Source organism: Micrococcus sp. Mcc28 (assembly GCF_024519775.1).
GTDB lineage: Bacteria > Actinomycetota > Actinomycetes > Actinomycetales > Micrococcaceae > Micrococcus > Micrococcus luteus.
In genome coordinates, this window is sequence record NZ_JALJRH010000012.1 from 41,054 (window position 1) to 65,990 (window position 24,937).

General features: G+C 73.5%; 26 protein-coding genes. 15 read left to right on the forward strand and 11 right to left on the reverse strand.

Annotated features, from left to right (window positions below):
• Nucleotides 1-45: 45 nt before the first annotated feature.
• Nucleotides 46-1,065, reverse strand: coding sequence for a LacI family DNA-binding transcriptional regulator (locus tag NR073_RS07845; RefSeq protein ID WP_044659342.1), 1,020 nt, complete (start codon nt 1,063-1,065; stop codon nt 46-48).
• A gap of 340 nt (nt 1,066-1,405) precedes the next feature.
• Between NR073_RS07845 and NR073_RS07850 the strand changes: the two genes are divergently transcribed.
• The 3 genes from NR073_RS07850 (at nt 1,406) to NR073_RS07860 (ending at nt 5,467) form a co-directional block, all read left to right on the forward strand.
• Nucleotides 1,406-2,728, forward strand: coding sequence for a maltose ABC transporter substrate-binding protein (locus tag NR073_RS07850; protein ID WP_044659341.1), 1,323 nt, complete (start codon nt 1,406-1,408; stop codon nt 2,726-2,728).
• A 118-nt stretch (nt 2,729-2,846) separates the two neighbouring features.
• Nucleotides 2,847-4,484, forward strand: coding sequence for an ABC transporter permease subunit (locus NR073_RS07855; RefSeq protein WP_020624872.1), 1,638 nt, complete (start codon nt 2,847-2,849; stop codon nt 4,482-4,484).
• Between the two features lie 62 nt (nt 4,485-4,546).
• The gene (locus tag NR073_RS07860; RefSeq protein WP_041104154.1) at nt 4,547-5,467 is read left to right on the forward strand and encodes a sugar ABC transporter permease; all 921 of its coding nucleotides are present in this window, start codon (nt 4,547-4,549) and stop codon (nt 5,465-5,467) included.
• Nucleotides 5,468-5,507: 40 nt separating this feature from the next.
• Here NR073_RS07860 and NR073_RS07865 read toward each other — a convergent pair whose 3' ends face one another.
• Nucleotides 5,508-6,806 (reverse strand): acyl-CoA desaturase, encoded by a 1,299-nt coding sequence (locus NR073_RS07865; RefSeq protein ID WP_061873189.1) that lies wholly within the window; start codon nt 6,804-6,806, stop codon nt 5,508-5,510.
• A gap of 67 nt (nt 6,807-6,873) precedes the next feature.
• The gene (locus NR073_RS07870) at nt 6,874-7,926 is read right to left on the reverse strand and encodes a ferredoxin reductase (RefSeq protein ID WP_036314533.1); all 1,053 of its coding nucleotides are present in this window, start codon (nt 7,924-7,926) and stop codon (nt 6,874-6,876) included.
• A gap of 86 nt (nt 7,927-8,012) precedes the next feature.
• Here NR073_RS07870 and NR073_RS07875 point away from each other — a divergent pair, with 86 nt between their 5' ends.
• The 4 genes from NR073_RS07875 to NR073_RS07890 all read left to right on the forward strand — a co-directional run bounded on the left by NR073_RS07875 (nt 8,013) and on the right by NR073_RS07890 (nt 11,426).
• Complete coding sequence (locus tag NR073_RS07875; RefSeq protein ID WP_036314531.1) at nt 8,013-9,251, forward strand: CdaR family transcriptional regulator; 1,239 nt, start codon at nt 8,013-8,015, stop codon at nt 9,249-9,251.
• A 99-nt stretch (nt 9,252-9,350) separates the two neighbouring features.
• Nucleotides 9,351-9,695, forward strand: a complete 345-nt coding sequence (locus NR073_RS07880; RefSeq protein ID WP_010079880.1) for a hypothetical protein — start codon at nt 9,351-9,353, stop codon at nt 9,693-9,695.
• Nucleotides 9,696-9,962: 267 nt separating this feature from the next.
• The gene (locus NR073_RS07885; RefSeq protein ID WP_036314529.1) at nt 9,963-11,078 is read left to right on the forward strand and encodes a type I restriction endonuclease; all 1,116 of its coding nucleotides are present in this window, start codon (nt 9,963-9,965) and stop codon (nt 11,076-11,078) included.
• A gap of 135 nt (nt 11,079-11,213) precedes the next feature.
• Entirely contained in the window at nt 11,214-11,426 is a 213-nt protein-coding gene (locus tag NR073_RS07890; RefSeq protein WP_010079881.1) for a hypothetical protein, read from the forward strand.
• Nucleotides 11,427-11,461: 35 nt separating this feature from the next.
• On the opposite strand, the gene NR073_RS07895 is transcribed toward NR073_RS07890, so the two are convergent.
• Nucleotides 11,462-12,007: a GNAT family N-acetyltransferase gene (locus NR073_RS07895; RefSeq protein WP_020624710.1), complete on the reverse strand. Its 546-nt coding sequence runs from the start codon at nt 12,005-12,007 to the stop codon at nt 11,462-11,464.
• Nucleotides 12,008-12,079: 72 nt separating this feature from the next.
• Here NR073_RS07895 and NR073_RS07900 point away from each other — a divergent pair, with 72 nt between their 5' ends.
• Complete coding sequence (locus NR073_RS07900; protein WP_044659331.1) at nt 12,080-12,589, forward strand: GNAT family N-acetyltransferase; 510 nt, start codon at nt 12,080-12,082, stop codon at nt 12,587-12,589.
• Here the strand turns inward: NR073_RS07900 and NR073_RS07905 are convergent.
• Nucleotides 12,579-13,268, reverse strand: a complete 690-nt coding sequence (locus tag NR073_RS07905; protein ID WP_020624712.1) for a M23 family metallopeptidase — start codon at nt 13,266-13,268, stop codon at nt 12,579-12,581. The genes NR073_RS07900 and NR073_RS07905 overlap by 11 nt on opposite strands.
• Nucleotides 13,269-13,280: 12 nt before the next feature.
• Nucleotides 13,281-14,543 (reverse strand): NAD(P)/FAD-dependent oxidoreductase, encoded by a 1,263-nt coding sequence (locus NR073_RS07910; protein WP_036337139.1) that lies wholly within the window; start codon nt 14,541-14,543, stop codon nt 13,281-13,283.
• A gap of 74 nt (nt 14,544-14,617) precedes the next feature.
• Between NR073_RS07910 and NR073_RS07915 the strand changes: the two genes are divergently transcribed.
• Nucleotides 14,618-15,385: a sulfite exporter TauE/SafE family protein gene (locus NR073_RS07915; protein ID WP_036337137.1), complete on the forward strand. Its 768-nt coding sequence runs from the start codon at nt 14,618-14,620 to the stop codon at nt 15,383-15,385.
• Between the two features lie 21 nt (nt 15,386-15,406).
• On the opposite strand, the gene NR073_RS07920 is transcribed toward NR073_RS07915, so the two are convergent.
• On the reverse strand, nt 15,407-16,015 hold the full coding sequence (locus NR073_RS07920; protein ID WP_020624715.1) for a TetR/AcrR family transcriptional regulator: 609 nt from the start codon (nt 16,013-16,015) through the stop codon (nt 15,407-15,409).
• 72 nt (nt 16,016-16,087) lie between these two features.
• Here NR073_RS07920 and NR073_RS07925 point away from each other — a divergent pair, with 72 nt between their 5' ends.
• The 3 genes from NR073_RS07925 to NR073_RS07935 are packed head-to-tail and all read left to right on the forward strand — an operon-like array spanning nt 16,088 to nt 19,899.
• Nucleotides 16,088-16,873, forward strand: coding sequence for an ATP-binding cassette domain-containing protein (locus tag NR073_RS07925; protein ID WP_256748716.1), 786 nt, complete (start codon nt 16,088-16,090; stop codon nt 16,871-16,873).
• Nucleotides 16,873-19,332 carry a YhgE/Pip family protein gene (locus NR073_RS07930; RefSeq protein ID WP_256748717.1) on the forward strand — a complete coding sequence of 820 codons (2,460 nt, stop codon included), beginning with the start codon at nt 16,873-16,875 and terminating at the stop codon, nt 19,330-19,332. Before NR073_RS07925 ends, NR073_RS07930 begins: the two co-directional genes overlap by 1 nt.
• 6 nt (nt 19,333-19,338) lie before the next feature.
• Nucleotides 19,339-19,899 carry a GNAT family N-acetyltransferase gene (locus NR073_RS07935; RefSeq protein WP_020624718.1) on the forward strand — a complete coding sequence of 187 codons (561 nt, stop codon included), beginning with the start codon at nt 19,339-19,341 and terminating at the stop codon, nt 19,897-19,899.
• A 12-nt stretch (nt 19,900-19,911) separates the two neighbouring features.
• Here NR073_RS07935 and NR073_RS07940 read toward each other — a convergent pair whose 3' ends face one another.
• Both NR073_RS07940 and NR073_RS07945 read right to left on the reverse strand, forming a co-directional pair.
• The gene (locus NR073_RS07940) at nt 19,912-20,442 is read right to left on the reverse strand and encodes an SgcJ/EcaC family oxidoreductase (RefSeq protein WP_256748718.1); all 531 of its coding nucleotides are present in this window, start codon (nt 20,440-20,442) and stop codon (nt 19,912-19,914) included.
• 29 nt (nt 20,443-20,471) lie between these two features.
• Nucleotides 20,472-20,612, reverse strand: a complete 141-nt coding sequence (locus tag NR073_RS07945) for a hypothetical protein (RefSeq protein WP_002855432.1) — start codon at nt 20,610-20,612, stop codon at nt 20,472-20,474.
• A gap of 307 nt (nt 20,613-20,919) precedes the next feature.
• On the opposite strand from NR073_RS07945, the gene NR073_RS07950 reads away from it, so the two are divergent.
• Genes NR073_RS07950 through NR073_RS07960 form a run of 3 tightly spaced genes read left to right on the forward strand, consistent with a single transcriptional unit; the run spans nt 20,920 to nt 23,083 of the window.
• A complete protein-coding gene (locus tag NR073_RS07950) occupies nt 20,920-22,170 on the forward strand; it encodes a polysaccharide deacetylase family protein (RefSeq protein ID WP_170720977.1) in 1,251 nt (416 codons plus the stop codon).
• A gap of 10 nt (nt 22,171-22,180) precedes the next feature.
• Entirely contained in the window at nt 22,181-22,735 is a 555-nt protein-coding gene (locus NR073_RS07955) for a TIGR03086 family metal-binding protein (protein ID WP_256748719.1), read from the forward strand.
• Between the two features lie 39 nt (nt 22,736-22,774).
• Nucleotides 22,775-23,083 carry a DUF1801 domain-containing protein gene (locus NR073_RS07960; RefSeq protein WP_256748720.1) on the forward strand — a complete coding sequence of 103 codons (309 nt, stop codon included), beginning with the start codon at nt 22,775-22,777 and terminating at the stop codon, nt 23,081-23,083.
• A 17-nt stretch (nt 23,084-23,100) separates the two neighbouring features.
• Here NR073_RS07960 and NR073_RS07965 read toward each other — a convergent pair whose 3' ends face one another.
• Complete coding sequence (locus NR073_RS07965) at nt 23,101-23,898, reverse strand: TVP38/TMEM64 family protein (RefSeq protein ID WP_049146992.1); 798 nt, start codon at nt 23,896-23,898, stop codon at nt 23,101-23,103.
• Between the two features lie 162 nt (nt 23,899-24,060).
• Complete coding sequence (locus tag NR073_RS07970; RefSeq protein WP_256748721.1) at nt 24,061-24,918, reverse strand: GTP pyrophosphokinase family protein; 858 nt, start codon at nt 24,916-24,918, stop codon at nt 24,061-24,063.
• Nucleotides 24,919-24,937 lie beyond the last annotated feature (19 nt).

Consider the following 24,937-nt stretch of genomic DNA (forward strand, 5'->3'; position numbering starts at 1 on the left):
ATCCAAGGTGAAGGAGAGGGGTGGGTGAGGGTCGGGGCTGACGGTCTACGGCGGCGCGGTGCTCGCTCTCGGCCGCAGGGCCAGGTGGTGCATGATCCGGTGGGGGTGGGCGGCGCCGTCGAGGGCGCCGAGCGCCAGGCGGACGGCGCGGCGGCCCTGCTCGAGCGGGTTCTGGTCCACGGTGCTGATGCCCAGGCGGGCGGCCTCGGGGTGGCCGTCCAGGCCCATCACGGACACGTCCTCGGGCACGCGCAGCCCCAGGGAGTGGGCTGCCATCCAGGTGCCCATGGCCATCTCGTCCGAGATGCACATGACCGCCGTCGGCCGGCGCCGCGGGTCGGCGAGAAGGGCGCGCGCCTGGTGGTAGGTGCCGCCGATGGTGAAGTCCGCGGGCACCATCCAGTCGGCCGGCGTGCGCACCCCGATGGCGGCGAGGGCGTGCAGGAACCCGCGGGTGCGCTCGGTGCTGACCTGGAACTCGATGTCCTCGTCCACGCGGCCCACGTAGGCGATGTCCCGGTGTCCGAGCTCCAGCAGGTGCTCGGTGGCCATCCGTGCGGCGCGGGCGTCGTCCACCTGGACGGCGGTGAACCAGTCCGGCAGGGTCTCACCCGCCGGCAGGCGGCCGCCGACGGCGATCACGGGCAGGCCGAGGCGTTCGAGTCCGGCGAACTCGAACACGCTCAGCCGGAACGAGAGGGTGATCAGGGCGTCCAGCCGCCGTCGGGGCAGCAGGTCGGAGATGACCGTGGATCGACGCTCCGGGTCCTGGCCGACGTCGTAGAGCGTCAGGTCGTACCCGTGCCGCACGAGCTCGTCCGCGGCGCCCTCGAGCACGGCGGCGAAGAACCACCGGTGGACGGAGGGGGTCACCAGCCCGATGTTGCGGGTGCGGCCCGAGGCGAGCGAAGAAGCGGCGGAGTCCGCCACGTAGCCGAGCGTGGCGACGGCCTCCTGGACTCGGGTGCGCGTGGCGGCCGCCACGGGGCCGGAGCCGGTGAGGGCGCGGGAGGCGGTGGCGGTGGAGACCCCGGCCATGCGGGCGACGTCCTTGATGCCGACCATCGGCGGTCCTCCTCCCGGTTCATGGGGTTCTGCGGCGGGGCGGGTGCACGACGGCGGCGGGCCGGGGGTCGATGCGTGGCACCAGAGTACGGCACGGCAGGCGCGGTGGTGGAAGCGCTTCCATTCCGGTTTCAGCCGGTCTTGACCTCCGCCCCCACTCCCGCATGCCCGTGTTCATGCGGGAGCGCACCTCTGTGTGGCATATCACAGTGGAAGCGTTTACACTCCTGGGGACTGACTCCTTCAGCCGCCGGGGGCAGGCGCCGTCTCACCGCGGGGCCCACGTCGGCGACGCAACGGCCGGCGCATGCCGCGGGCCACCCCTCGTGAAAGGCACATCATGCAGTCGACGACGACCGGCGGCCTCTTCCGCCGCCCGCTCAGCCTGACCCTCACCGCGGCGTTCTCCGCCCTCGCGCTCACCGCGTGCGGCGGCGGCTCCTCCGCCCCGGCGTCCTCCTCCCCGGCCGGCGCCACCGAGCAGGGCACGGCCACCGCGTCCCCGAGCCAGGACCTCTCCGAGGCCGGCGCCAGCACCATCACCATGTGGGTGGACCAGAACCGCCAGGAGCCGCTGCAGGCCGTGGCGGAGGACTTCAAGGAGGACACCGGGATCACGGTGGAGCTCGTGGTCAAGGACAACTCCACGATGAAGGACGACTTCATCACCCAGAACCCCACGGGCGAGGGCCCGGACGTGATCGTCGGCGCCCACGACTGGATCGGCTCGCTCGTGCAGAACGGCACCATCGAGCCCCTTGAGCTGGGCGAGAGAGCCGGCGACTTCGTGGAGTCCTCCGTGCAGGCCGTCACCTATGAGGGTCAGACCTGGGGCGTGCCGTACTCCGTGGAGAACATCGCCATCCTGCGCAACACCGAGCTGGCCGAGTCCACCCCGGCCTCCTTCGACGAGATGATCGCGGAGGGCCGGAAGGCCGTCGACGCCGGCGAGGCCGAGTACCCGTTCGTGGTGGGCCTGGACGCCGTCAACGGCGACCCGTACCACTTGTACCCGTTCCAGACCTCCATGGGCGCCCCCGTGTTCAAGCAGGCCGAGGACGGCTCGTACGACACCGGCTCGCTGGCCATGGGCGGGCCCGAGGGTGAGGCCTTCGCCGAGAAGCTGGCCGAGTACGGCGAGTCCGGGGTGCTGAACCCGAACATGACCGCGGACATCGCCAAGGAGCAGTTCAACTCCGGCAACGCGGCCTACTTCATCACCGGCCCGTGGAACATCGAGGAGGCCGAGGCGGCCGGCGTCGACTTCGAGGTCGAGGCCATCCCGTCCATGGGCGACCAGCCGGCGCAGCCGTTCGTGGGCGTCAACGCCTTCTTCGTCTCCTCAGAGTCCGAGAACCAGCTGGCCGCGAATGAGTTCGTGGTCAACTACCTCTCCACCGAGGCGGCCCAGGACGCGCTCTTCGCCGAGGGCAAGCGTCCCCCGGCGCTGACCGCCTCCTTCGACAAGGCGGCCTCGGACGAGACCGTGAAGGCGTTCGGCGAGATCGGCGAGAACGGCGTCCCCATGCCGGCGGCCCCCGAGATGGGCGCGGTGTTCGAGTTCTGGGGCGGCGCCGAGATGAGCATCATCAAGGGCGAGGGCGACCCGGTCCAGACCTGGCAGAAGATGATCTCCGACATCGAGGGCCGCATCGGCCAGTGATCCGGCGCGGTCCACCTCCGGCGTCCCCGCGGGGACGCCGGAGGCGGACCGTGGCCCTGCGCCCTCGGGGCGCGCATCCCCCCCTTCCACGGCAGGCCCTCGGGCCGGATGAGGAACCATGAGCCCGTCTTCCACCGCGTCGGACCGGTCCGACGCCGCCACCGCCGCCCTCGACGACGCCGCGCGCCGCACCGGCCCGGGCCGCCGTCGTCGTGCGGACGCCCGGGGTACCGAGGGCCTCGGCGGCACGCTGGCCAAGATCGTCCTGCTGGGCCTCGTGGACGCCTTCGCGGCGTTCCTGCTGTTCCAGCTCGCGGCCGCGGGGGACTGGGTGGTGTTCGCGCTGACCCTGGCGGTCACGATCGGCATCAACTGGATCTACCTGCGCCGCGGCGGCCTGCCGGCCAAGTACCTCGCCCCCGGCCTGTTCTTCCTGATGCTGTTCCAGGTGTTCGTGGTGGTCTACTCCTCCTACGTCGCCTTCACGAACTACGGCGCCGGGCACAACTCGGACAAGGCCGCGGCGATCGAGATCATCCAGCGCTCCTCCTCCATCCGCGTGCCGGACTCCCCGGTGTACGACATCACGGTGCTGGAGGAGGGCGGCGACCTCTACCTGCTGACCCTGCGGGACGGGGAGCCCGTCCTCGGCGGCGCGGACCAGGCGCTGGAGCCGGTCGAGGCCCAGATGCAGGACGGGGAGCCGGTGGGGGTGGAGGGGTACACCACCCTGCGGTTCGGCGACCTGCTGCAGCGTCAGGACCAGGTCGCCCGCCTGAAGGTCCCGCTGAGCGACGACGCCGCGGACGGCACCCTGGAGACGCGCGACGGCTCCCGCGGGTACGTGTACGCGCCGCGTCTGGAGTACGACGAGGCCCGGGACACCTTCACGGACCTCGAGAGCGGCGTGGAGTACCGGGACAACGGCGAGGGCCAGTTCCAGGCGGACGACGGCAGCACGCTGCAGACCGGCTGGCGGGTGTTCGTCGGCCTGGACAACTTCACGCGCGCGTTCACCGACCCCGAGCTGCGCGACCCGCTCCTGCGGGTCACCGTGTGGACCTTCGCCTTCGCGTTCCTGAGCGTGGCCACGACGTTCGCCGTCGGGCTGCTGCTGGCGATCGCCTTCAACCGTTCGGACATGCGCGGCAAGAAGGTCTACCGGGTGATGATGATCCTGCCGTACGCGTTCCCGGCGTTCCTGTCCGGCCTCGTGTGGGCCGGCCTGCTCAACCCGGAGTTCGGCTTCGTCAACACCGTGTTCTTCGGCGGCGCGGACATCCCGTGGCTCACCGACCCGTGGCTGGCCCGGCTGTCGGTGCTCGTGGTGAACCTGTGGCTGGGCTTCCCCTACATGTTCCTGGTGACCACGGGCGCCCTGCAGTCCCTGCCCGAGGACGTGGACGAGGCCGCCCGCATGGACGGCGCCGGCCCGTGGCGCATCTTCCGCTCCATCAAGCTGCCCCTGCTGCTGGTCTCGGTGGCGCCGCTGCTGATCTCCTCGTTCGCGTTCAACTTCAACAACTTCAACATCATCTACATGCTGACCGGCGGCGGACCGCGGTTCCCCGACGCGGGCTCGAACATCGGCGCCACAGACCTGCTGATCACGGTCGTCTACAAGACGGCGTTCAGCGGGGTGGGGCGCGACTACGGCCTGGCCTCCGCCCTGTCCATCGTGATCTTCCTGATCGTGGCGACCATCTCGGCGATCAGCTTCCGGCAGACCAAGGCGCTCGAGGAGATCGACAAGTGAGCATCCCCCAGGATTCCGGACGGCCCCGGCCGGACGCCCCGACCTCGCCCCTCGCCGCCGCCCTGGCGCAGCAGGAGACGGACCCGCTGCGCTGGGAGGAGGACCCGGCCCCGCCACGACGCCGCCGCTCGTTCGGCCGCTGGATGCGGGAGCTGGGCTGGCGTCACGCGGTGGGCGTGCTGGCCAGCGCGTTCGCACTGTTCCCGCTGCTGTACGTGCTGTCCGCGTCGCTCGACCCGACCGGCACGATGGCGAGCTCGAACCGGCTGTTCTCCTCGTTCAGCGGGCAGAACTACGTGGACCTGTTCAGCGACCCGAACCGGCCCTTCGGCCGCTGGTTCCTCAACACGATGGTGATCGGCGTCATCACGTCCGTGATGACGGTGTTCCTCGGCGCCCTGGCCGCCTACGCGTTCTCCCGGATGCGGTTCACGGGCCGCCGCGTGGGGCTGCTGACGCTGCTGCTGGTGCAGATGTTCCCGCAGCTGCTCGCGGTGGTGGCGATCTTCCTGCTGCTGACCTACATCGGCAACCTGGTGCCCGTCCTGGGCATCGGCTCGCAGCTCGGCCTCATCCTCGTGTACCTGGGCGGCGCGCTCGGGGTGAACACGTACCTGATGTACGGGTTCTTCAACACCATCCCGCCGTCGCTGGACGAGGCTGCCAAGCTCGACGGCGCCTCGCACGCGCGGATCTTCTTCTCGATCATCCTGCGCCTGGTGACCCCCATCCTCGCGGTGGTGGCCCTGCTGTCCTTCATCACCACGGTCTCGGAGTTCGTGATCGCCTCCGTGGTGCTCACGGACCCGTCCGCGCAGACGCTCGCGGTGGGCCTCTACGGCTACGTCTCGGAGACCCGCTCCGAGAACTGGGGTGTGTTCGCGGCCGGCGCCGTGCTGGCAGCCCTGCCCGTGATGGCGCTGTTCCTGTTCCTGCAGCGGTACATCGTCTCCGGCCTCACGGCCGGCGGCGTGAAGGGCTGAGCCGAGGGCGGCGGTGGGAGGGGCGCCCGCCCCTCCCGCCTCACGGCAGCGCCAGCCGGAACACCTTCTTCCACGCGGAGCCCACCTGCCGCAGCAGCGGGCCGGTCGTGTAGGGCAGGCCGTAGCGGGCGCAGATCTCCCGGACCCTGGGCGCCACCTCGGCGTACCGGCTGGACGGCAGGTCCGGGAACAGGTGGTGCTCCACCTGGTGGGAGAGGTTGCCGGTCATGAAGTGCATCAGCTTCGAACCGGAGATGTTCGCGGAGCCGATCATCTGCCGCACGTACCAGTCGCCGCGGGTCTCGCCGTCCACCATCTCCTCGGAGAACGTCTCCGCACCCTCCGGAAAGTGCCCGCAGAAGATGACCGCGTGCGCCCAGATGTTGCGCAGGCCGTTGGCCAGCAGCGTGCCCGCGAGCGTGGCCTTGCCCGAGCCCGTCAGCACCTCGGCGACGGCCGGCGTGGCCACGTAGTCCTTGGCGAACTGCCGGGCCGCCTTGACGCCCACGGAGCGCAGATCCGTCATCAGCTCCTCGCGGGACTTCTCGCCGCTCTGCACGCGGTCCAGCTCGAGGTCGTAGAGGGCGATGCCCCACTCGAAGATCGGCGCCAGCCCCGCATTGATCACGGGGTTGAGCAGGTGGCGGGGCCGCCACGGCTCGGACTCGTCCATGCGCAGGACGTTGTAGCCCACGTCGCGGTCCTTGCCCACCACGTTGGTCCAGCGGTGGTGCAGGTCGTTGTGGGTGTTCTGCCACGCCCGCGACGGCGTCACGAAGTCCCACTCCCACGTGGTGGAGTGGATGTCCGGGTCGCGCATCCAGTCCCACTGGCCGTGGAGCACGTTGTGCCCGATCTCCATGTTCTCCACGATCTTCGCGACCGTGAGCATGGCTGTGCCCGCCACGAACGCGGCGGGGTGGCGTGCGTTGAGCAGGAGGGCGCGGCCGCCGAGCTCGAGCCGGCGCTGCCAGCGGATGACGCGGCGGATGTAGGCCGCATCGGAGGCGCCGCGGCGGGCGAGCACGTCGTCGCGGATCGCGTCCAGCTCACGGCCCAGCTCGGCCACCTGCGCGTCCGTCAGGTGGGCGGCGCCGGGCGGGCGCACCGCCGGGCTCCCGACGACGCCCGGCAGCCCCGGCGTCGTGGCGGCGGCGGTGGAGCGGGACGTGGCGGCACGGGACTCGGCGGTGTGGGGAGCCCAGCTCGTGGTGTCGGGGCGGTCCTGCGGCAGGACCCGGGCGGCGCGGCCGCGCACGGTGGTGCCGGGGATGGCCAGGGCCAGATCGTCCGGGGCGGTGGCGCCGGTGCGGTCGGGGGCGGTGGGGGTCTGGGTCATGTGATGCTCCTGGGGGCGGGAGGCGGGGATGGTCAGGGAGGCCCGGGTCGCGGGCCGGGCGTCAGGTTCACAGGCCGAGGCTCAGCGGGCCGGCGGCGGCGCTCACGCAGGTCTGGATCAGTTCGCCGGGCTCGCCGTGCACCTGTCCGGTCCGCAGGTCCGTGACCTGGCCCGAGCGCAGCGGCGTGAGGCATGCGTGGCAGATGCCCATGCGGCAGCCGGCGGGCGCGGCGACGCCGGCGTCCTCGGCCACCACGAGCAGCGGCACGTCGCCGGGGGCGTCCACCTCGACGTCGGCGTGCTCGAACACCACGCGGCCGCCGGCCCCCGCCACGCCCGGGGCGAAGTCGGCCTGGAACCGCTCGATGGTGAGGTCCGCGGCCGCCTCGCGCCGCCACAGGGCCTCGGCGTCGTCGAGGAACCCGGCCGGCCCGCACGCGTAGGCGGCCCGCTCGCGCCAGTCGGGGCAGAGGCCCTCGAGCTGCGCGGGGGAGGAGAGGTCGAGGCGGCCCGCCTCCGCGGTGTGGTGGTGCACCACGCGCAGGCCCGGGAACTGGTCGGCCAGCTCGGCCAGCTCCTCGCGGAACAGGGCGTCCTCGGGGGTGCGGGAGGAGTGGATGAGCACCACGTCGGCATCCCGGCGCGTCGGCACGAGCGTGCGGATCATGGACATCACCGGGGTCAGGCCTGAGCCGGCGGTGAGCATGAGCAGCGGGCGCGGCTCGTCCGGCAGGGTGAAGTCGCCCTCGGGGATGTCGAGGAAGAGGACGTCGCCGGGCTTCGTGTGGCGCACGAGCGTGCCGGAGACGAGGCCGATGTCGGACACCGTGATCTCCGGGTCCGCGCCCGCGGGGGCGGAGAGCGAGTAGGAGCGCCACTGCCGCACCCCGTCCACGTCGACGCCGATGCGTGCCCACTGGCCGGCGTCGTGGGCCCGCCAACCCGGTCCGGGACGGAACGCGATGGTGACGGCGCCGGGCGTCGCGCGGGCGACGGAGGTGACCACCCCGCGCAGCTGGCGGGAGGAGTGCACGGGGTCGAACAGGCCGAGGACGTCCTGCGGTGTGAGCGGGTGCAGGAGCGTCGTGACCAGGCGGGTGAGCAGGAAGGGGCCGGGCATGCCCCCACGCTATGGCGCAGCGCGCCATGATTCTTCATGTCGGACGTACGATCGACCCGCAGGATTCATCGTGAGGAGACAAGATCATGGCCTCAACCCCCGCCCCGACGCGCGGCACCGACTGGCACCCGCCGTGGCTGTCCCTGCCTTCGGACCTCCCCGGCCGGCTGGCCCCCGCGATCCCGGCCATCATGCAGCGCATCATCGAGACGGTGCCGGAGCAGATCCCGGCGTACGTGAGCGCCCGGGACGGCCGCTACGGCGAGAACCTGACGCGCGGGGTGACCGCGGCGCTCGAGCAGCTGATGAGCCTGCCAGGCACCGCCCGTCCCGCGCTCAGCCCCGAGACGCGGGCGCTCATGGCCTACCTGGGCGCGGGGGAGTTCCGGGAGGGCCGCACGATGGACGCCCTGCTCGGCGCTTACCGGGCCTCCGCACGGATCGTGTTCCGGGACCTGTCCGCCGAATGCGCCCACCTCGGCATGGGCATGTCCGTGGTGATCGACCTCGGCGAGTCCATCTGGGCCTACATCGACGAGCTCTCCTCGGTCAGCGCCCAGGCGTACGCGGAGGCGCAGTCCGCCCAGGCGGGCGTGCTCGAGCTGCACCGCGCCGCCCTCGCCACCGCCCTGGTCCGGGGCGGGACCGAGGAGAAGGAGGTGCAACGGCTGGCCGCGCTCGCGGACTGGCGGCTGCCGCGCCGGCTGGCGGTGGTGGTGCTGCCCGCGGACGCCGGCGTCGCCGTCCGGGAGAGGCTGGGCCGGGCCGGGCTCGTGGTGGAGCGGGACTCGGAGGTGGTCGCCGTGATCGACGCGACGCCCTCCCAGGGCCGCCGCGAGCGCATGCTGCGCCTGCTGGCGGGGACGGCCGCCGTCGTCGGGCCGGCCGTGGACTGGCCGCTCGTGCCCCACTCCTACCGGGTGGCCCGCACGCTGGCCGTCCAGGAGGCGGCGGGCCGGACGGCGGAGCCCGCGCAGGGGGAGGACGACGACGGCGCCCCGTCCCCGATCCTCGCCGCGGACCACCTGGCGCGCGTGGTGCTGGGGGCCGAGCCGCGCGTCGTGACGCAGCTGGCCGAACGCGTGCTGGCGCCCCTGGACGAGGTGAGCGAGGCGAAGCGGGCGGTGCTGGAGGAGACCCTGCTCGCCTGGCTCACGCACTGGGGCCAGCGGGCGCCGATCGCCGCGGAGCTCGGCGTGCACCCCCAGACCGTGGGGTACCGGGTGGGCCGGCTGCGCGAGCTGTTCGGGGAGGCCCTCGAGGACCCCGACGCGCGGTTCGACCTGGAGATCGTGCTGCGGGCGCGGCGGGACGGGGTCGGGTGAGCGGGGCGGCAGGGGGTGCCGTCTGACGGGGGCCTTCACTAGCGTGGGTGGACCACGCATCCCGACGAGGGACCCCGACGAGAGAAGAGGGACAGTGCCATGACGAACGCCCCGAACCGCGACGAGCTCCCCCTGCCGGACTACGACCACATCCCCAACGGCACGCTGCCGACCCGGATCACCGGCCTCGACGAGTCGCAGGTGGAGCAGCTGCTCGCCTACGAGCGCGCCCACGGCGACCGCCTGCCCGTGGTGCAGGTCCTCGAGACGCGGCTCGAGGCGCTGCGCTCCGGCGCCCAGCCCTCCGGCGATCAGGTGCCGGACACCCCGGAGGTCGGCGGCTCCCGCACCGGCTCGCCCGTGACCCCGGAGACGAGCGGCCCGCCCGTGGAGCCCCTGAGCCGCGGCATCCCGGCCGACCCGCAGCACCCCGGCAACCGCTGAGCCGGCCGGGCGTCGCCTGACAGGGCGGCCCCCCGCGGAACGCGGCCACGACGCCCCGTCTCCTTCCTGTGAGAGGCGACGCGTCGTGGCCGCCTCGCGTTCCGGGCGATCCCGCGGTCCGGCCACGGAGCGCCTGCGAGGGTCCCCGTAGCGTGTTTGTGAGCTGGGTTATATTTCGACACAGCTGCGGCGGGCCTTCGGGCGCTGACGTGCGAGGCTGCCGGATTCCCGGCTGTCCGGCTCCTACTCACGGATGGGTGAAACGGCATGACTGAATTCGAGGACAAGCTTGCGCAAGTGGCTCGGCGAGCCCGCGACTACGCAAGCTCCCTGGACACGGAAGAGGCGACGAAGAACGCGCTCGTCATGCCATTCATCTCGCAGGTGTTGGGCTACGACGTGTTCGATCCCCAGGAGGTCGTCCCGGAGTTCGTCGCAGATCTGGGCCTGAAGAAGGGGGAGAAGATCGACTACGCCATCATGCGGGAGGGGAAGGTCAACATCCTCGTGGAGGCCAAGAAGGTCGGCTCGGAGCTGTCCCTGGCGCACGCGAGCCAGCTGGTGCGCTACTTCCACACCAGTGAAGCGCGGATCGGCGTGCTCACCAACGGGCGGGTGTGGAACTTCTACACGGACCTCGACAAGGCCAACATCCTCGACGAGCGTCCGTTCCTCGTCCTCGATCTTCTGGACATCGACCCGGTCACCGTGCCGAAGCTCGAGCAGCTGGCGAAGGGATCCTTCGATCTCGACTCGGTCATCGCCGCAGCCGAGGAGCTGAAGTACGTATCGGCCATCAAGCGCGAGATTTCTGCCGAGATGGCTGCGCCGAGCGATGAGTTGGTGAAGGTCCTCGCCAAGCGCGTGTACTCCGGGTACATGAACGCCAAGGCGGTGGAGACCTTCACCCGGCTCACCGAGGAGGCTGCGCGCCAGTACATCAACGATCGCGTCAACGCGCGGCTGAAGACTGCCCTGGGCGACCAGGTCGCTCCGGTACTGGCGGCTCCCGCTGAGCCCGTGGCCACCGGCGATCAGACGGTCCTGTCCGACGAGGAGAACGGTCAGGAGGGCCAGCTCAAGCCGGGCGTGGTGACGACCGAAGAGGAGATCGAGGGTTTCCGCATCATCAAGGCGATTCTCGCCGGAATCGTGCCGATGAACCGCGTCTACATGCGCGACGCAGCCTCGTACTGCAGCGTCATCCTGGACGACAACAATCGGAAGCCGATCGCGCGCCTTCACTTCGACGGGAAGGTGAAATATCTGGTGCTGTTCGATGCGGACAAGAACAGGACGCGGGCCGACCTCGAGAACTTGGAGGACATCTACGAATCCGCCGAGGCACTGCGGAGCGTCGTCAGCTCCTACGTCGGGGCCTGAGCGGACTCTGACCCGCCTACTGACCGGATCCGGCCCGCGGGCGGGCAGGACTGTGCCCCGCCGCCGTCGATGCGCCACCCTGGTGCGCACGCCCCGGTGGGACAGACCCGCCGGGCGCCGACCCGAGAGGACGTCATGACCCATCACGAGCGCGACGACCGCCAGGCCCTGGCCGCCGGTGAGACCTACCTGATCCACGTGCTGGAGACCTCCGATCCGCCCGGCAACCCGGACCACTACCGGATCACGGACGCGGTCGAGGCCCACCACGCGTCCACCGGCTCCTACGACGTCGAGGCCGGCGGCCTGGACGCCGCCCGCGAGCTGCTCGCCCGCCACGCCAAGTGAGCGACCGGGGCTGAGACGTCCGGCCGGGCCGCGCCTCACGCGCCCGGCCGGAGCCTCATCCCCAGCACGGTGCGCGCCTCGAGCCCCAGAGCCGCGCGGGCCTCGGGCGCGCCGGTGCGGTCCTCGCCCACCACGGTCATCCCGATCCGCTCGGCCACCCGGCGCGAGGCCGTGTTCTCCGGGTGGATGATCGCCACGAGCTCGTGGTGCCCCAGCACGTCCCGGGCGTGGTCCCGGCAGGCGGCGGCCGCTTCGGTGGCGTAGCCGCGCCCCCACAGGTCGGCCCGCACGTGGTAGCCGACCTCCAGGCGAGGCTCCCCGTTGACCTCCTGCCACGTCAGGCCGCAGTCGCCCACGAAGCCGGGCCCGCCGTCGTCGTGGGTCTCGATGATCCACAGCCCGTGCCCGTCCTGCGCGTACCGGCGCCGGTTGCCCGCGATCCACGCCGCCGCCTCCGCGCGCGTGCGCGGGGCGGGGTAGAAGCGCATCACCACGGGATCGGCGAGGAGGCCGGCCAGGTGGTCGAGGTCGGCGTCGGCCATCTCGCGGAAGCGCAGACGGGCGGTGGGGGCGGGCGGCATGCGCCCAGGCTAGCGGCGGGCGGATGCGCCCCGCCTCTTGTCTGCGCGGGGCCGGGCTGGTCGACTGTGCCCATGCCGCATTCCCTCTCCCTGCGCCCGTTGCGGGTGGATGACGCCGAGGCCATGGCCGCGGTCCTCGCCGACCCGGACCTGTACACGTACACCGGCGGGACGCCGCCGGGCGAGGAGGAGCTGCGGCAGCGGTACGCGATCCTCGCGCGCGGTCGCTCCGAGGACGGCGCGGAGGACTGGGCCAACTGGATCGTGGTGCTGGAGCCGGAGGGCCGGCCGGTCGGCTACGTCCAGGCCACCATCCCCGTGGACGGGGGACCCACGCAGATCGCCTGGCTGATCGGCACGCCGTGGCAGGGCCGCGGGCTGGCGAAGGAGGCCGCCGGCCTCCTCAAGGGCGAGCTGCGGGACCGGGGGGTGCGGCGCCTCGTGGCGGATGTCCACCCCGAGCACACGGCCTCCCAGCGGGTCGCCCAGGCGATCGGCCTGGCGCCGACGGACGAGGTCGTGGACGGGGAGGTCCGCTGGGCCGGGTCCGTGGACGACGGCGGCGGCCCGGTCACCGGCTGAGGCCGCGGCGCCGCTCCGGGTAGGAGCCGCCGAGCTCCACGCCCCGCTCGGCCAGGTAGGCCTCCGGGTCCACCGGCTCGCCGTCCACGCGCAGCTCCAGGTGCAGGTGCACGCCGGTGGCGGCGCCGGTCTGCCCGACGCCGGCCAGGTGGTCCCCGGCGGAGACGCGCTGGCCCGCGTCCACCACGGTGGAGTCCGGGGCGGCGTGCAGGTAGCGCCACACGTGGCCGTCCCCGGCGTCCACGGCGAGCAGGTTGCCGCCCGCGTCCCCGCCGGCCTCCACGAATAGGACTCGGCCGTCGGACACCGAGTGGAAGGGCGTGCCCTCCGGCACCCCGCCGAGGTCCACGCCGTCGTGGCGGGTCAGGGCCTCCTCGGACACCCCCGAGGGCACCACGCCCTCGCCGAACGGGTTGGGGCGGGGCCCGAAGCGGGAGGTCACGCGGCCCTGCACGGGCTCGGCGTACCCCTGCGTGTTCACCGTGGGCGGGGCGGGGGTGAAGCCGCCGTTCCAGCGCCGCCGCTCGGCGCCCGCGCCGGCGTCGTCCCGGCCGGCCGGACCGAACGCGAGGACCAGCGCCAGGACGGTCGCGATCAGGGCCAGCGCCCCCACTGCGGCCAGCACGCCCCCGGCCACACCGCTGCCCGGGGAGCCGGCGCCGGGGGTCGGGGTGGTCATCCCCTCAGTCTGTCATGCAGGGTCGGGACGGCCCCGGCCTTCGCCCACGGCATCCCGGCCCGCCACCAGCTCCCGCCCGCGCTCGTAGTCCTCGTCCGCGTTGTAGGTCAGCACGCCCACCACGCGGTCCTGCGCGTCCGTGTACCAGAGAGTGAACCCGCCGGTGCGCTCCACCATGCGGGCCTGCTCGTGGCCGTCGCCCCACGCGGCGTGCTTGAGCGTGTGCTCGCCGATGGTGCTCCAGAACCCGGGCACGGCCTCCCACCGCCGCAGGGACTCCGGGTCCGCCGTCGCCGCGTGGGCCAGCACGGAGGCCTGGCCGGCGCCGCCCGGCACGCCGACCTCGGTGCGGGCCGCGTTGTGCCCGGCGACCTCGCCCATGCCGAGGGCGTCGCCCCAGTGCTCCACGGGGATCGGCCGGCCGGCCACGGCGTGGTGGGCGCGGGCCACGTCCCCGGCCACCCACACGCCCGGCGCCGCCGCCAGGTGCTCGTCCGCCACGATCCGCCCCTCGTGCACGGTCAGCTCGGAGTCCTCGAGCCACCCGCCCCCCGGCTCGACCCCCACCGCGGCGAGGATCAGGTCCGGGGCGAGCGTGGCGCCGTCGTCGAGGTGGACGGTGCGCGGGGCGCGCACCTGCCCCACCCGCACGCCGGTGCGCAGCTCGACGCCGGCGCCGATCAGCCACTGCGCGATCCGATCGCCCGCCTCGCGGCCGAGCCGCTTCTGCTGCGGCACCTCGTCCGGGGTGACCAGCGTGGTGGCCACCCCGCGCAGGGCCAGGGAGGCGGCCGCCTCGCAGCCGATGAACCCCGAGCCGATCACGACGGCGGAGCGCGCGTGCCCGGCGGAGGCCACCAGGCGGCGGGCGTGGTCGAGAGAGCGCAGCAGGTGCACCTCGGCGTCGTCGTCCGCGACGGGCAGGGGCTTCGGGTGCGCGCCGAGGGCGAGGATCAGGCGCTCGAAGCGGACCGGCTCCTCGCCGACCCGCAGCGTCCGCGCGGCGAGGTCCGCGCCGGTGACGGTGGTGCCGCGGCGCAGCTCGACGCCGTCCGGCAGCTCCTCCCCGGCGATCGGCGTGCCCTCGGGGGCCGCCATGCCGCGCAGCACCTCCTTGGACAGCGGCGGGCGCTCGTAGGGGTGGTCCACGTCCGAGGTGAGCATGAGGACGGGGCCGGGTCCCCCGGCGTCGACGTAGGCGCGGGCGGCGCTGACGCCGGCGGGGCCGCTGCCCACGATCACGAGCGGGAACGGGGTGAAGCTGTGCTGGGCCATACGGCCAGCATGCGCACCCGTCACGGGCGGAAGCCAGGGCCGACGGACACCCCCGGCTCCGGCATACTGCCCGCATGGACCCCTCCCTGGTGTGGCTGCCGGCCGTCGTCGCGCTGGCCGCGATCACCGTGGGCGGCACGCTCCAGCGGGTGAGCGGCATGGGCGTCGGCATGATCGCCGCACCCACGCTGTCCCTGCTCCTGGGCCCGGTGGCGGGGGTGACGCTGTCCAACGTGGCCGCCTCGGTGTCCGCGGTGCTGCTGTTCGCGGTGCTCCACAGGCACGTGGACTGGCCGCGCTTCGTCCGCCTCGCACCCCTGCTCGTGGCCGGCTCGTTCGCGGGGGCGTGGGCCGTGCGGGTCCTGGACGCCCACGCCCTCGAGATCCTCCTGGGGTCCTCCGTGCTGGTGGCCGTGGCCGCCGTCCTGGGCCTGCAGCAGCGCTTCACTGCCCAGGGGAACGGGGCCGTGTTCGCCTCCGGCGCCGTGGCCGGGTTCATGAACACCACCGCGGGCATCGCCGGGCCGGCGCTCGCGGTCTACGCGGTGGCGAGCCGGTGGGACCAGCGCTCGTGGGCGGCCACCCTCCAGCCCGTGTTCCTGCTGGCCAATCTCACCTCGCTGGTCACCAAGTCGCTGTTCGGCGCGGCCGTGCCCGCGGGGCTGCACGTGCCGTGGCCGGTGTGGGTCGCCGTGGTGGCGGGCGGTCCGCTGGGTGTCCTGCTCGGTTCGGTGGTGGCCCGCCGGGTGGACCCCGCGAAGGCGCGCGTCCTCGCGATCTGCCTCGCCGGCCTCGGGGGCACGGTGGCGCTGGTGCGCGGTGTGGCCGGCACCCTGGGCTGAGGCGGGGCCGGCGCGCAGGCGTCAGGGCAGGAGGGAGCGCACGGCCGCGGCCAGCGTGTCCCGCACGTCGTCCACCGTCAGGTCCTCCGGGGCCAGGTGCCGCTCGACCGACAGCGTGTGCACGAGCATCAGGAGCATGGCCGCGGTGTGCGTGACCTGCTCGTCCGGGACGTCGGCCAGCACGCGGTGCTCGCGCAGCAGGCCGGCCAGGAAGTCCCGCCGCCGGACGGTCAGCGTCCGGTAGGCTCTCCCCACGGCGGGCTCGCGCAGGCCCACGGCCTGGAACTCGTGGAGGAGCAGGGGCCAGGAGCCCGTGGTCTCGAGCACGACGTCGGCCAGGGCCTCCGCCACGCGGGCCACCAGGTCCTCGCGCGGCAGGTCGGGGTCGTCCAGGGCGTCGGCGACGCCGTCCATGGCTCGGGTGGTCGCCCGCTCGAACTGGACGGTGCAGGCGGCGGCGAAGAGGTCCGGCTTCCCCGCGAAACCGGAATAGACGGCGCCCTTCGTGTAGCCGGCCTCCGCCGCGATGCGGGCGAGGGAGGAGCGCGCGTAACCCTCCCGTCCGAACACCCGGGCCGCGTGGTCGAGGATGGCCGCGCGGACATCCTCGCGGCGGGGTCGGGTCGCCATGTTGCCCTCTCGATGCCGATGGTATTGAATACCGATGGTATTGAATCCGCCTCGACTCGGCAAAGAGGGCCCATGTCTTCCACTCCCACCGACGCCGATCACCATGGCCCCGGGCCCGCCCCCGACCCGGCGCACCTCGACGACCTCCCGCCCGCCACCCTCGTGGCGCGCGGTCTGACCCTGCGCGGCAGTCGCGGGCCGGTGTTCGGCTCCCTCGACCTCGTGCTGCCCCCGCAGACCCACCTGGCCGTGCTCGGAACCCAGGGCTCGGGCCGCTCGGCCCTGCTGCTCGCCCTCACGGGGCGCCTGCAGGGCGTGCGGGGCGAGCTCGTGCTCACCGGCGGCCCCGTGGACGTCGCCCTGGACGGGCCGGAGCGGCCCGCCGCCCGCGCGTACCGGCCCCCGATCGACGCCGCGCGCCACCCGCACGCCCTGCGCGCCCGCACCGCCGTCGCCCACACCACCGATGTGGTGGAGCTCGAGCCGGCGCTGACCGCGGCCGAGGTGGTGGACGAGCGCTGTCTCGCCGACGGCGTGCGCCGCCGCGCCGGCCGCGCACGCTTCGCCCTCCTCGCGGACGCGGTGAGGCTGACCGTGGCGCCGGAGGCCGTCGTCCGGGAGCTGTCCGCGCCCGATCGCGCGCTGCTGGCCGCCGTCGTCGCCTGCCTGCGCCCGGCCCGCCTCGTCACCTTCGACGACGTGGACGCCACCCTGACCCTCGATGAGCTGGCCGCGCTCCACGCGGCCCTGGACGTCCTCAAGGACCACGGCCACCCGTTCGCGGTGAGCGCCGTGGCCTCCGCGCCCGTGCCGCGCGACGCCGTCGTCCTCACCCTGCCCCCCGTCCGGGAGAACTGATGCTGTTCCGCTACGAGCTGCGACGCTTCCGCCGTGGCCTGCCCCTGCTCGCCCTGCTGTTCATCTTCCTCGTCCCCGCCATCTACGGCGCCCTCTACCTGTCCGCGAACTGGGACCCCTACGGGGCCATGGACCGGCTGCCGGTGGCGATCGTCAACGAGGACGAGCCCGTCCAGCGCGGCGACACCACGCTGCGCACCGGCGCGGACATGACCGAACGCCTCAAGGACGACCGCGCCTTCGACTGGCGCGAGACCACGCGCGAGGAGGCCGAGGAGGGGCTGCGGGAGGGCCGGTACTACCTCGTCCTGGAGATCCCCGCCGAGCTCAGCCGTGACCTCGTCAGCCCCGAGGGCGGCGGGACACCGCGGCAGGCGCAGATCACCCTGCGCCGAGACGACGCCAACGGCTTCGTGATCGGCTCCGTCACGAACGCGAGCCAGGCCAAGGTCGAGGCCGCCGTGAACCGGTCCGCGATCGAGGCGTACTTCGAGGCCGTCTTCTCCAGCCTCGGCGAGCTGCGGTCGGGCATGGTGGACGCCGCCGACGGCGCCGCGCAGCTGGCCGACGGCACGGCCTCCGCGGAGGACGGCGCGAGCCAGCTGGAGGACGGGATCGTCCAGGCCCACGACGGCTCGGGCAAGCTGGCCGAGGGCGCGGGCCAGCTCGCCACGGGTGCGGGTGACCTCGCGGACGGCGCCGCCCAGGCCGACGACGGCGCCCAGCGACTCGCCGAGGGCGCCGCATCCGCGCAGGACGGGGCCGGCCGCCTGGCCGACGGGCTCGACCAGGCGCGCGAGGGATCCCAGGCCCTCGCCGACGGAGCCGGGCAGCTCGCCGAGAACGCCCCCGCCCTGCGTCAGGGCGCCACGGACCTCTCCGACGGGCTGGCCCAACTGCAGACCGGATCGGCCGAGCTCACCGACGGCGCCACGCAGGTGGCCGACGGCACCCAGCAGCTCTACGACACGGTGATCCCCGGCCTGGACCAGGTGATCGAGCGGCAGGACGCGGTGGCCGCCGACGTCGCCGCGGTGGACGAGGACGTCCAGCGGGTCGCCGAGGTGGCCGGCACGGCCGAGGACGGCGCGGGCGCCCGCATCGCCGACGCGCAGGCCGCCCTGGCCGAGCTCGCCGAAGAGGACCCGACGCTCGCCGAGTCCGAGCAGTACGCCGCGCTCCAGGAGGCGCTCACCGGCGCGGACGAGCGGGTGACCGCCGTCGCCGGCCGCGCCGAGGAGGCCGCCGCGACCTCCGCGGCCGCCAACGAGCGCGTCCAGGGCTTCGTCGAGGACGACGTCGCCGCCTCCGCCAAGGCGGATCTGACGGACCTCAACGACGGCGCCCACGCCGTGGCCGCGGGCGCGGAGAAGCTGCAGGGCGGGATCGGTGAGGCGAAGGACGGGGCCGACTCCCTCGCCGACGGCGCCGGGAAGTTCGCGGACGGCCTCGAGCAGCTGGGCTCCGGCGCGACCGAGCTCGACGGCGGCCTGGCCCAGCTCCAGGACGGCGCCGGGGAGCTGCAGTCCGGCCTCGGCGAGCTGACGGACGGGGCGACCACCCTCGCCGAGGGCAACGCCGCGCTCCACGACGGGGCGCTGACCCTGCAGGACGGTGCGGGGCAGCTGGAGTCCGGCGCCACCGAGCTCGACGGCGGCCTGGCCCAGCTCCAGGACGGCGCCGGGGAGCTGCGCGCCGGCCTCGGCACCCTCGACGACGGCGCCCACGAGCTCGCCTCCGGGCTCTCCGACGGCGTCGACCGCGTCCCCGCCCTGACCGAGGACCAGCGGGACGAGGCCGCCCTGGTGATGTCCCGGCCCGTGGAGGCCGTGATGCAGGTGGACAACTCCGCGGAGGTCTACGGCCGCGGCATGGCGCCGATGTTCTTCTCCATCGCGCTGTGGGTGTTCGGCATCGCCGCGTTCAACATCATGCGGCCCATCAGCGGGCGGCTGCTGGCCGGGCGCCGCAACCCGGTGGCGATCGCGCTGGCCGCGTGGCTGCCCGTGGGCATCGTGGCCGTGGGCGGCGGCCTGCTCATGCTCGCCGCGACGCTGCCGCTGGGCCTGGCCCCCGTGCACCCGGTGCGGGCCGTGGCCCTGACGGTGCTCGTGGCCGTGGTGTTCTCCCTCATCGCGCACCTGGTGCAGACGGCGCTCGGCACCCCCGGTTCGGCGCTGCTGCTGGTCCTGCTGGTCCTGCAGCTGGCCTCCACCGGCGGCACCTACCCGGCCGAGGTGCTGCCCGGCTTCTTCCAGGCGCTGCACCCGTTCATGCCGATGAGCTACTCCATCGAGGCGTTCCGCAACGCGATCTCCGGCGGTCCGGACCAGCGCTTCTGGGTGCCGGTGGTCGTGCTGATGGGCATCGGGGCGGCGGCGCTCGCCCTGGACGTGCTCGTGGTGCGGCGCCGGCGTCGGTTCCGCATGAAGGACCTGCACCCCGCGCTGCAGGCCTGAGCGGGGATGACTTCCGCACCCCGCGCCGCCGTCGTCCGTCCGGCCCGCCCCGAGGACGCGCCCGCGATCGCCGCGATCGCCGCGGCCACCTTCCCGGACGCCTCCCCGGCCTCGCTGCCGCGTGCCGCGGTGGAGGCGCACATCGCGTTGCACCTGAGTGAGGCCGCCGTGGCCGCGTGGATCGCGGACCCGGAGCGGATCGTGCTCGTGGGCGCCGCGGCCGACGCCCCGGAGACCCTGCTCGGCTACGCCATGTACGAGACCGCCGCGGCCCCCGAGGCACCCGTCACGGAGCGGCTCGGCGACGTGCCGGCCGGCCACCTCTCGAAGCTGTACGTGCTCGCCGAGGGGCGCGGCACCGGGCTGGCCGAGGCCCTCGTGCACGACGGCGTCGAGCGGCTGCGGCGGCTGGGGTTCCGGCACGTGTGGCTCGGCACGAACGCGCAGAACGCACGGGCCAACCGGTTCTACGAGCGCCTCGGCTTCGAGACGGTCGGGGCGCGGCAGTTCGTGGTCGGCGGGGAGCGGGTCGAGGACGACTGGGTGCGGCTGCTGACGGTGGCGTGAGCCGGTCGCCGCTCAGCAGGCCTCCGGGCCGTCCGGGTCCTCGTCGGGGTCGAACCACGCGGACGGGTGATAGTGCACCGCGGCGAGCCCCTCGTCGTCGGCCAGGTGGGTCTGGGCCCCGGGCACGGAATCCGTGTTCTGCCCGGCCACCGCCTCCCACGCCCCGGTCTCGGTGCGGCGCACCACGAGCAGCAGGACGCCGGTGCGCTCGCCGGCCTCGTCGCCGTCGGGCGCGGTCTGCCCCGTCATGGTCCACGGCGCGTGCACCACCGCCACGTCCCCGAGCTCGCGCACGCGCACCTGCCCGAGCACGAGCCGGGAGGCCGGGAACATCCAGCGGAAGCCGAGCGCGTGGTTCACCCGGATCTGCCGCCGCCGCGTCCACCACACACCCACCACGTTCACGAAGTCCGCGTCCTCGGCGAACAGGTCGGCGAGCGCGTCGGCGTCGGCGGCGTTCCAGGCGGCCGCGAAGGCCTCGGCCACCGCGGCGGGGCCGGCCGGCCGGGCCGCGACGTCGGCGGTGGGGTCCGCGGGGGACATGACTGCTCCTGGATCGGGGAAGGACGGGTTCAGCGGGCGGGCCCGTAGGCCAGCATCAGCACGACGGCGGCGAACAGCACCGCCATCACGGCCAGGACCGTGAGCACGGCGCGCAGGGCCGCACGCGTGCGCGGGTCGGCCGGGGGTGGTGCATCCGGACGTCGGGTCACGCCCGCCAGTGTGGCATGCGGCACGGCGCGAGGGGCGCATGCGTCGGCGCGCGTCGAAGGTGCCTCCCAGCCGGGGCTCAGTCGACGCTGACGCTGCGGAGGTGGTTGCCGAACACGAAGCGGTCGAACACGGTCCGCGCCGAGCTCGGGTCGTCCGCGTGACCACTCTGGGCCGTCTACGGCGGATCGAGCCCCGCCGCCGGCCGGCCTCCCATGCCCGGCCGGCTCCCACCTCCGCCCGCCCGGCAGGGGTGGTCTCGGGCCGGGCGGCCTTGGGATGATGGGTGCCCCCGGAGAAAGGTGCCCGATGCCCCCGCCCGTGCCGCAGCCGACCCGTCGACAGTTGCTCCTGGCCGGTTCCGCCCTGCTCGGATCGGGACTGCTGGCCGCTTGCGGGCAGGACGGGGAGGACGCGGCGTCGTCGTCCGTGCCGACCTCGTCCGCGCCCACCTCCGCCGCCCCCGCTGGTCCGCCGCCCGCCGGCGAACCGGTGGCCTGGTCGGACGTGGCCCGGGTTCCGCACCTGTTCTTCCACTCCCTCGTGGTGGACCCGGCCCGCGCCTTCGACGGCGACGACAAGGCCGGCGGCTACCTGGACTTCATGGTCACGGTGGACGAGTTCGACGCCGTCATCCGGCAGGTCTACGAGCGCGGCTACGTGCTGGTCTCCCCGCACGAGCTGTACGAGGTGGGCGAGGACGACGTCGTCCGCCCGAAGACCCTCATGGTCCCCGAGGGCCGGACCCCGCTGATCCTCTCCCTGGACGACTGCTCGTACTACCTCTACATGGACGGCGACGGCTTCGCGGACCGCCTGATCGTGGCCGAGGACGGCCGCGTCCGCAACGAGTACACGGACGCCGAGGGCACCACGCACATCGGGGCGTTCGACGTCGTCCCGCGCCTGGACGACTTCCTCGCCGAGCACCCGGACTTCAGCCTCAACGGCGCCCGCGGCGTGCTCGCCATGACCGGCTACGACGGCGTGTTCGGCTACCGCACCTCGGCCCGCGAGTTCGGGGACAGCCCCACGTTCGACGCCGACGTCGCGGCCGCCACCGAGGTCGCCGACGCGCTCAAGGACAGCGGCTGGGAGTTTGCCTCCCACACGTGGGGCCACCGGACGGTGCCGAAGCTGACCATGGAGGAGCTCGAGTTCGACATGGGGCACTGGCACGAGGAGGTCGAGCCGATCCTCGGCCCCACGGACATGCTCATCTACCCGTTCGGCGCGGACGTCACCGGCCCCGGCACGTACACGGAGGACAACGAGCGGTACCGCTACTTCCGCGAGCTCGGCTACCGCTCCTTCTTCCTCGTGGACGGCACCTCCAAGGCGTGGGGCCAGCTCGAGCCCGGCTACTACCGCGGCTCGCGCATCAACGTGGACGGCATCAGCCTCGCCGCGGCCGTCTCGGGCGAGCGGCCCGTGCTGGAGGAGTTCTTCGACCCCCGGTCCGTCCTGGACCCGGCCCGCCCCGAGTCCATCCGCGGCCCGAAGAAGCCGAGCCCGGCGCCGTCGTCGCCCGCCGCGGCCCCGAGAACCCCGCGACCCTGAGGAGAGCACCATGTCCATCCCCGCCACCGAGGTCGAGGCCCGCTGGAACGCGGCCGCCGAGCCGTTCACCGCCGTCGTCCGGGAGGTGCGGGACTGGGACGCCGCCACCCCGTGTGAGGGCTGGGACGCGCTGGACCTGCTGGACCACGTGATCGCCGGCCAGCGCGACTTCGCCGCCCGCCAGGGCCGGGAGGTGCCCCTCTTCGACGGGTCCCGCCAGCAGCTGGCCACCCAGTGGGCCAAGCACGCCGCCGCCATGTCCGCCCTCGCCGGTGACGAGGAGTTCATCCTGCGGCCCATGAAGACCGCGCTCGGGGAGATGCCCGTGGGCGAGGCGCTGATCCGCTTCCACGCGTTCGACCTGATCGTGCACCGTTGGGACCTGGCCCGCTCGCAGGGCGTGGACGCGCGGTTCACGGATGCGGAGATCGACTGCGTGGAGGAGTCGCTGGAACTGTTCGGCGACGCCGCCTACACGCCCGGCATCCTGGGCGAGCCCGTCCCCGTGGCCGACGACGCCGACCGGCAGACCCGCCTGCTCGGTCGCCTGGGCCGTCGGGGCTGAGACCCGGGCAGGACCCGTCCCCGCACCCCAGGAGGCACCGTGAGCGAGTCCACCGGTTTCAGCGCCGCGGAGCAGGCCGCGATCGCCGAGCGCGCGCAGGAGCTGCGCGCCCAGCGCGGCGGCAGGAAGAAGGCCGACGCCCTGCAGGACCTGCTGGCGAAGATCGAGGAGATGCCCGAGCAGGACCGCGCCATGGCGGTGGCGGTGCACCGGATCGTCACGGGGGTGGCCCCGGAGCTCGAACCCCGCACCTGGTACGGCATGCCCGCCTACGCGCGCGGCACGGACGTGCTCGTGTTCCTGCAGGTCAGCAGCAGGTTCGGCGTGCGGTACACAACCCTCGGCTGACGTCCGGCGCAGAGTGGTCACGACACGCCGCGTCGCGCACGCGGAGACGGCGTGTCCTGACCACTCCGCGGGCTTTCCGGCCCCTCCGAGCCCGCCGGCTCCTCCGCGGACCGGGCCGCCCGTCGCCAGTGGCGCACCGCCCACAGGGTCAGACCGCCCACGGTCAGCCAGCCCACCCCGAGCAGCACGCCGTTCACGACGCCCGGGCGCACCGCGAACGCCCCCATCGCCACGAGGGAGAGCTGTCCGGGGATCACCCCGACCGCGGTGGAGCCGGCGAAGATCCCCAGCGGCACGGCGAGCGCGCCCGCCCCGTAGTTCACGGGCCAGTACGGCAGCCCCGGGGCGACGCGCAGGGTCAGCAGGGCGAGGAACCCGGTGTCCTCGAGCCGCCGCTCCACGGTCTCGGCGTGGCGGCCGAGCCAGCGCAGGGCCACCTCGCGTCCGACCGCGCGCGCGATGCCGTACGCCCCGAGCGAGCCCAGCAGGGCCCCGACCACGGACAGCACCGTCCCCTCGATCGCGCCGAAGAGCACACCGGCGGTGACCGCCATGATCGTCACGGGGATGGGGGTGAGCGCCACGGCCGCGTACAGCACGGTGAACGCGAGCCAGCTCCACCAGCCGAAGCCGTCCAGCTGGGCGCGCAGCTCGTCCACGCCGGGCAGGCGCACGGTGAGTGCGAGCCACACGAACGCCGCCACGACGAGGACGAGGGCGGCGGTGCGCAGGATCGACACCCCGCGGTGCCCGGTGCGGGCGGGCAGGGTGGAGGCGGCGCCGGAGTCGCGCGGCGGCACGGCGGTGGAGGGCATCGGCTCAGGCTACCGGCAGCCGCTCCCTCCGCATGTCCTCCCTGGTCTGCGGTCACACCCTGCGCTGCTTCTGTGGATCACACGCGTGTGACTCATCCACACCTGTGGACAACTCTGTGGAGAACCCTGTGCACGCGGCCCGCCGGGTGTGGACGGAGGGGCTCAGACGGTGGACGCGCCGGGCGCGTCGTCACCCGGCCGCGCCTCACCCGGCCCCGCGCCATCCGGCCCCGCCGCCGGCTCGTCCTCGAAGGCGGGACCGCCGTCGTCCTCCCAGGCCGCGGCGGCGTCGTCGTCCCGGTCGGTCTCCTGCACCTGGTCATGCAGCCGCTCCATGCGGGTGTCCAGATCCGCGGCCACGCGGGCGGCGGCCACCAGCTCGGTCGCGATGTCCGGGGGCACGCCGCCGTCGAACTTGTAGTTGATCTTGTGCTCGAGCGTGGCCCAGAAGTCCATGGCGCTCGTGCGGAACTGCATCTCCACGGTCACCGGGATCGTGCCGGTGGACAGGTGGATCGGCACCTGCACGAGGCAGTGCAGGCTGCGGTAGCCGGAGGGCTTGGGCCGGGAGATGTAGTCCTCCACCTCGAGCACCCGGATGTCCGGCTGCTGCGTGAACTGGCGGAACACGCGGTACACGTCCCGGGCGAAGCTGACGATCACGCGCGCCCCGGCGATGTCCGTGACGTTGGTGCGCAGCGCGTCCAGGTCCAGGGACAGCCCGCGGGCGGAGGCCTTGCGCAGGATCGACTCCGGCGACTTCACCCGCGTGACGATGTGCTCGATGGGGTTGTAGTCGTGCAGGTGCGTGAACTCGTCCCGCAGCACCTCGAGCCGCGCCTCCACCTGGAGCAGGGCCGAGCGGTACTCGAGGTCGAAGCGCTCGACGTCTCGGCGCAGCCGCTCCAGCGCCCCTGACGCCGCGGGGGTGAGCTGCGTCAACTCGGACACGGGGGTGCCGCGCAGCGCCTCGACGCCCGCCGAGGGCGCGGGCGCGTCCGGGGAAGGGTCCTGCTCCATGGCCTCAGAGCCTACGGCG

Excerpts from the sequence above, each read along its gene's own strand:
- NR073_RS07845 (WP_044659342.1), bottom strand. The coding sequence starts at position 1,065 with ATGGTCGGCATCAAGGACGTCGCCCGCATGGCCGGGGTCTCCACCGCC.
- NR073_RS07850 (WP_044659341.1), top strand. The coding sequence starts at position 1,406 with ATGCAGTCGACGACGACCGGCGGCCTCTTCCGCCGCCCGCTCAGCCTG.
- NR073_RS07855 (WP_020624872.1), top strand. The coding sequence starts at position 2,847 with ATGAGCCCGTCTTCCACCGCGTCGGACCGGTCCGACGCCGCCACCGCC.
- NR073_RS07865 (WP_061873189.1), bottom strand. The coding sequence starts at position 6,806 with ATGACCCAGACCCCCACCGCCCCCGACCGCACCGGCGCCACCGCCCCG.
- NR073_RS07870 (WP_036314533.1), bottom strand. The coding sequence starts at position 7,926 with ATGCCCGGCCCCTTCCTGCTCACCCGCCTGGTCACGACGCTCCTGCAC.
- NR073_RS07875 (WP_036314531.1), top strand. The coding sequence starts at position 8,013 with ATGGCCTCAACCCCCGCCCCGACGCGCGGCACCGACTGGCACCCGCCG.
- NR073_RS07880 (WP_010079880.1), top strand. The coding sequence starts at position 9,351 with ATGACGAACGCCCCGAACCGCGACGAGCTCCCCCTGCCGGACTACGAC.
- NR073_RS07885 (WP_036314529.1), top strand. The coding sequence starts at position 9,963 with ATGACTGAATTCGAGGACAAGCTTGCGCAAGTGGCTCGGCGAGCCCGC.
- NR073_RS07890 (WP_010079881.1), top strand. The coding sequence starts at position 11,214 with ATGACCCATCACGAGCGCGACGACCGCCAGGCCCTGGCCGCCGGTGAG.
- NR073_RS07895 (WP_020624710.1), bottom strand. The coding sequence starts at position 12,007 with ATGCCGCCCGCCCCCACCGCCCGTCTGCGCTTCCGCGAGATGGCCGAC.
- NR073_RS07900 (WP_044659331.1), top strand. The coding sequence starts at position 12,080 with ATGCCGCATTCCCTCTCCCTGCGCCCGTTGCGGGTGGATGACGCCGAG.
- NR073_RS07905 (WP_020624712.1), bottom strand. The coding sequence starts at position 13,268 with ATGACCACCCCGACCCCCGGCGCCGGCTCCCCGGGCAGCGGTGTGGCC.
- NR073_RS07910 (WP_036337139.1), bottom strand. The coding sequence starts at position 14,543 with ATGGCCCAGCACAGCTTCACCCCGTTCCCGCTCGTGATCGTGGGCAGC.
- NR073_RS07915 (WP_036337137.1), top strand. The coding sequence starts at position 14,618 with ATGGACCCCTCCCTGGTGTGGCTGCCGGCCGTCGTCGCGCTGGCCGCG.
- NR073_RS07920 (WP_020624715.1), bottom strand. The coding sequence starts at position 16,015 with ATGGCGACCCGACCCCGCCGCGAGGATGTCCGCGCGGCCATCCTCGAC.
- NR073_RS07925 (WP_256748716.1), top strand. The coding sequence starts at position 16,088 with ATGTCTTCCACTCCCACCGACGCCGATCACCATGGCCCCGGGCCCGCC.
- NR073_RS07930 (WP_256748717.1), top strand. The coding sequence starts at position 16,873 with ATGCTGTTCCGCTACGAGCTGCGACGCTTCCGCCGTGGCCTGCCCCTG.
- NR073_RS07935 (WP_020624718.1), top strand. The coding sequence starts at position 19,339 with ATGACTTCCGCACCCCGCGCCGCCGTCGTCCGTCCGGCCCGCCCCGAG.
- NR073_RS07940 (WP_256748718.1), bottom strand. The coding sequence starts at position 20,442 with ATGTCCCCCGCGGACCCCACCGCCGACGTCGCGGCCCGGCCGGCCGGC.
- NR073_RS07950 (WP_170720977.1), top strand. The coding sequence starts at position 20,920 with ATGCCCCCGCCCGTGCCGCAGCCGACCCGTCGACAGTTGCTCCTGGCC.
- NR073_RS07955 (WP_256748719.1), top strand. The coding sequence starts at position 22,181 with ATGTCCATCCCCGCCACCGAGGTCGAGGCCCGCTGGAACGCGGCCGCC.
- NR073_RS07965 (WP_049146992.1), bottom strand. The coding sequence starts at position 23,898 with ATGCCCTCCACCGCCGTGCCGCCGCGCGACTCCGGCGCCGCCTCCACC.
- NR073_RS07970 (WP_256748721.1), bottom strand. The coding sequence starts at position 24,918 with ATGGAGCAGGACCCTTCCCCGGACGCGCCCGCGCCCTCGGCGGGCGTC.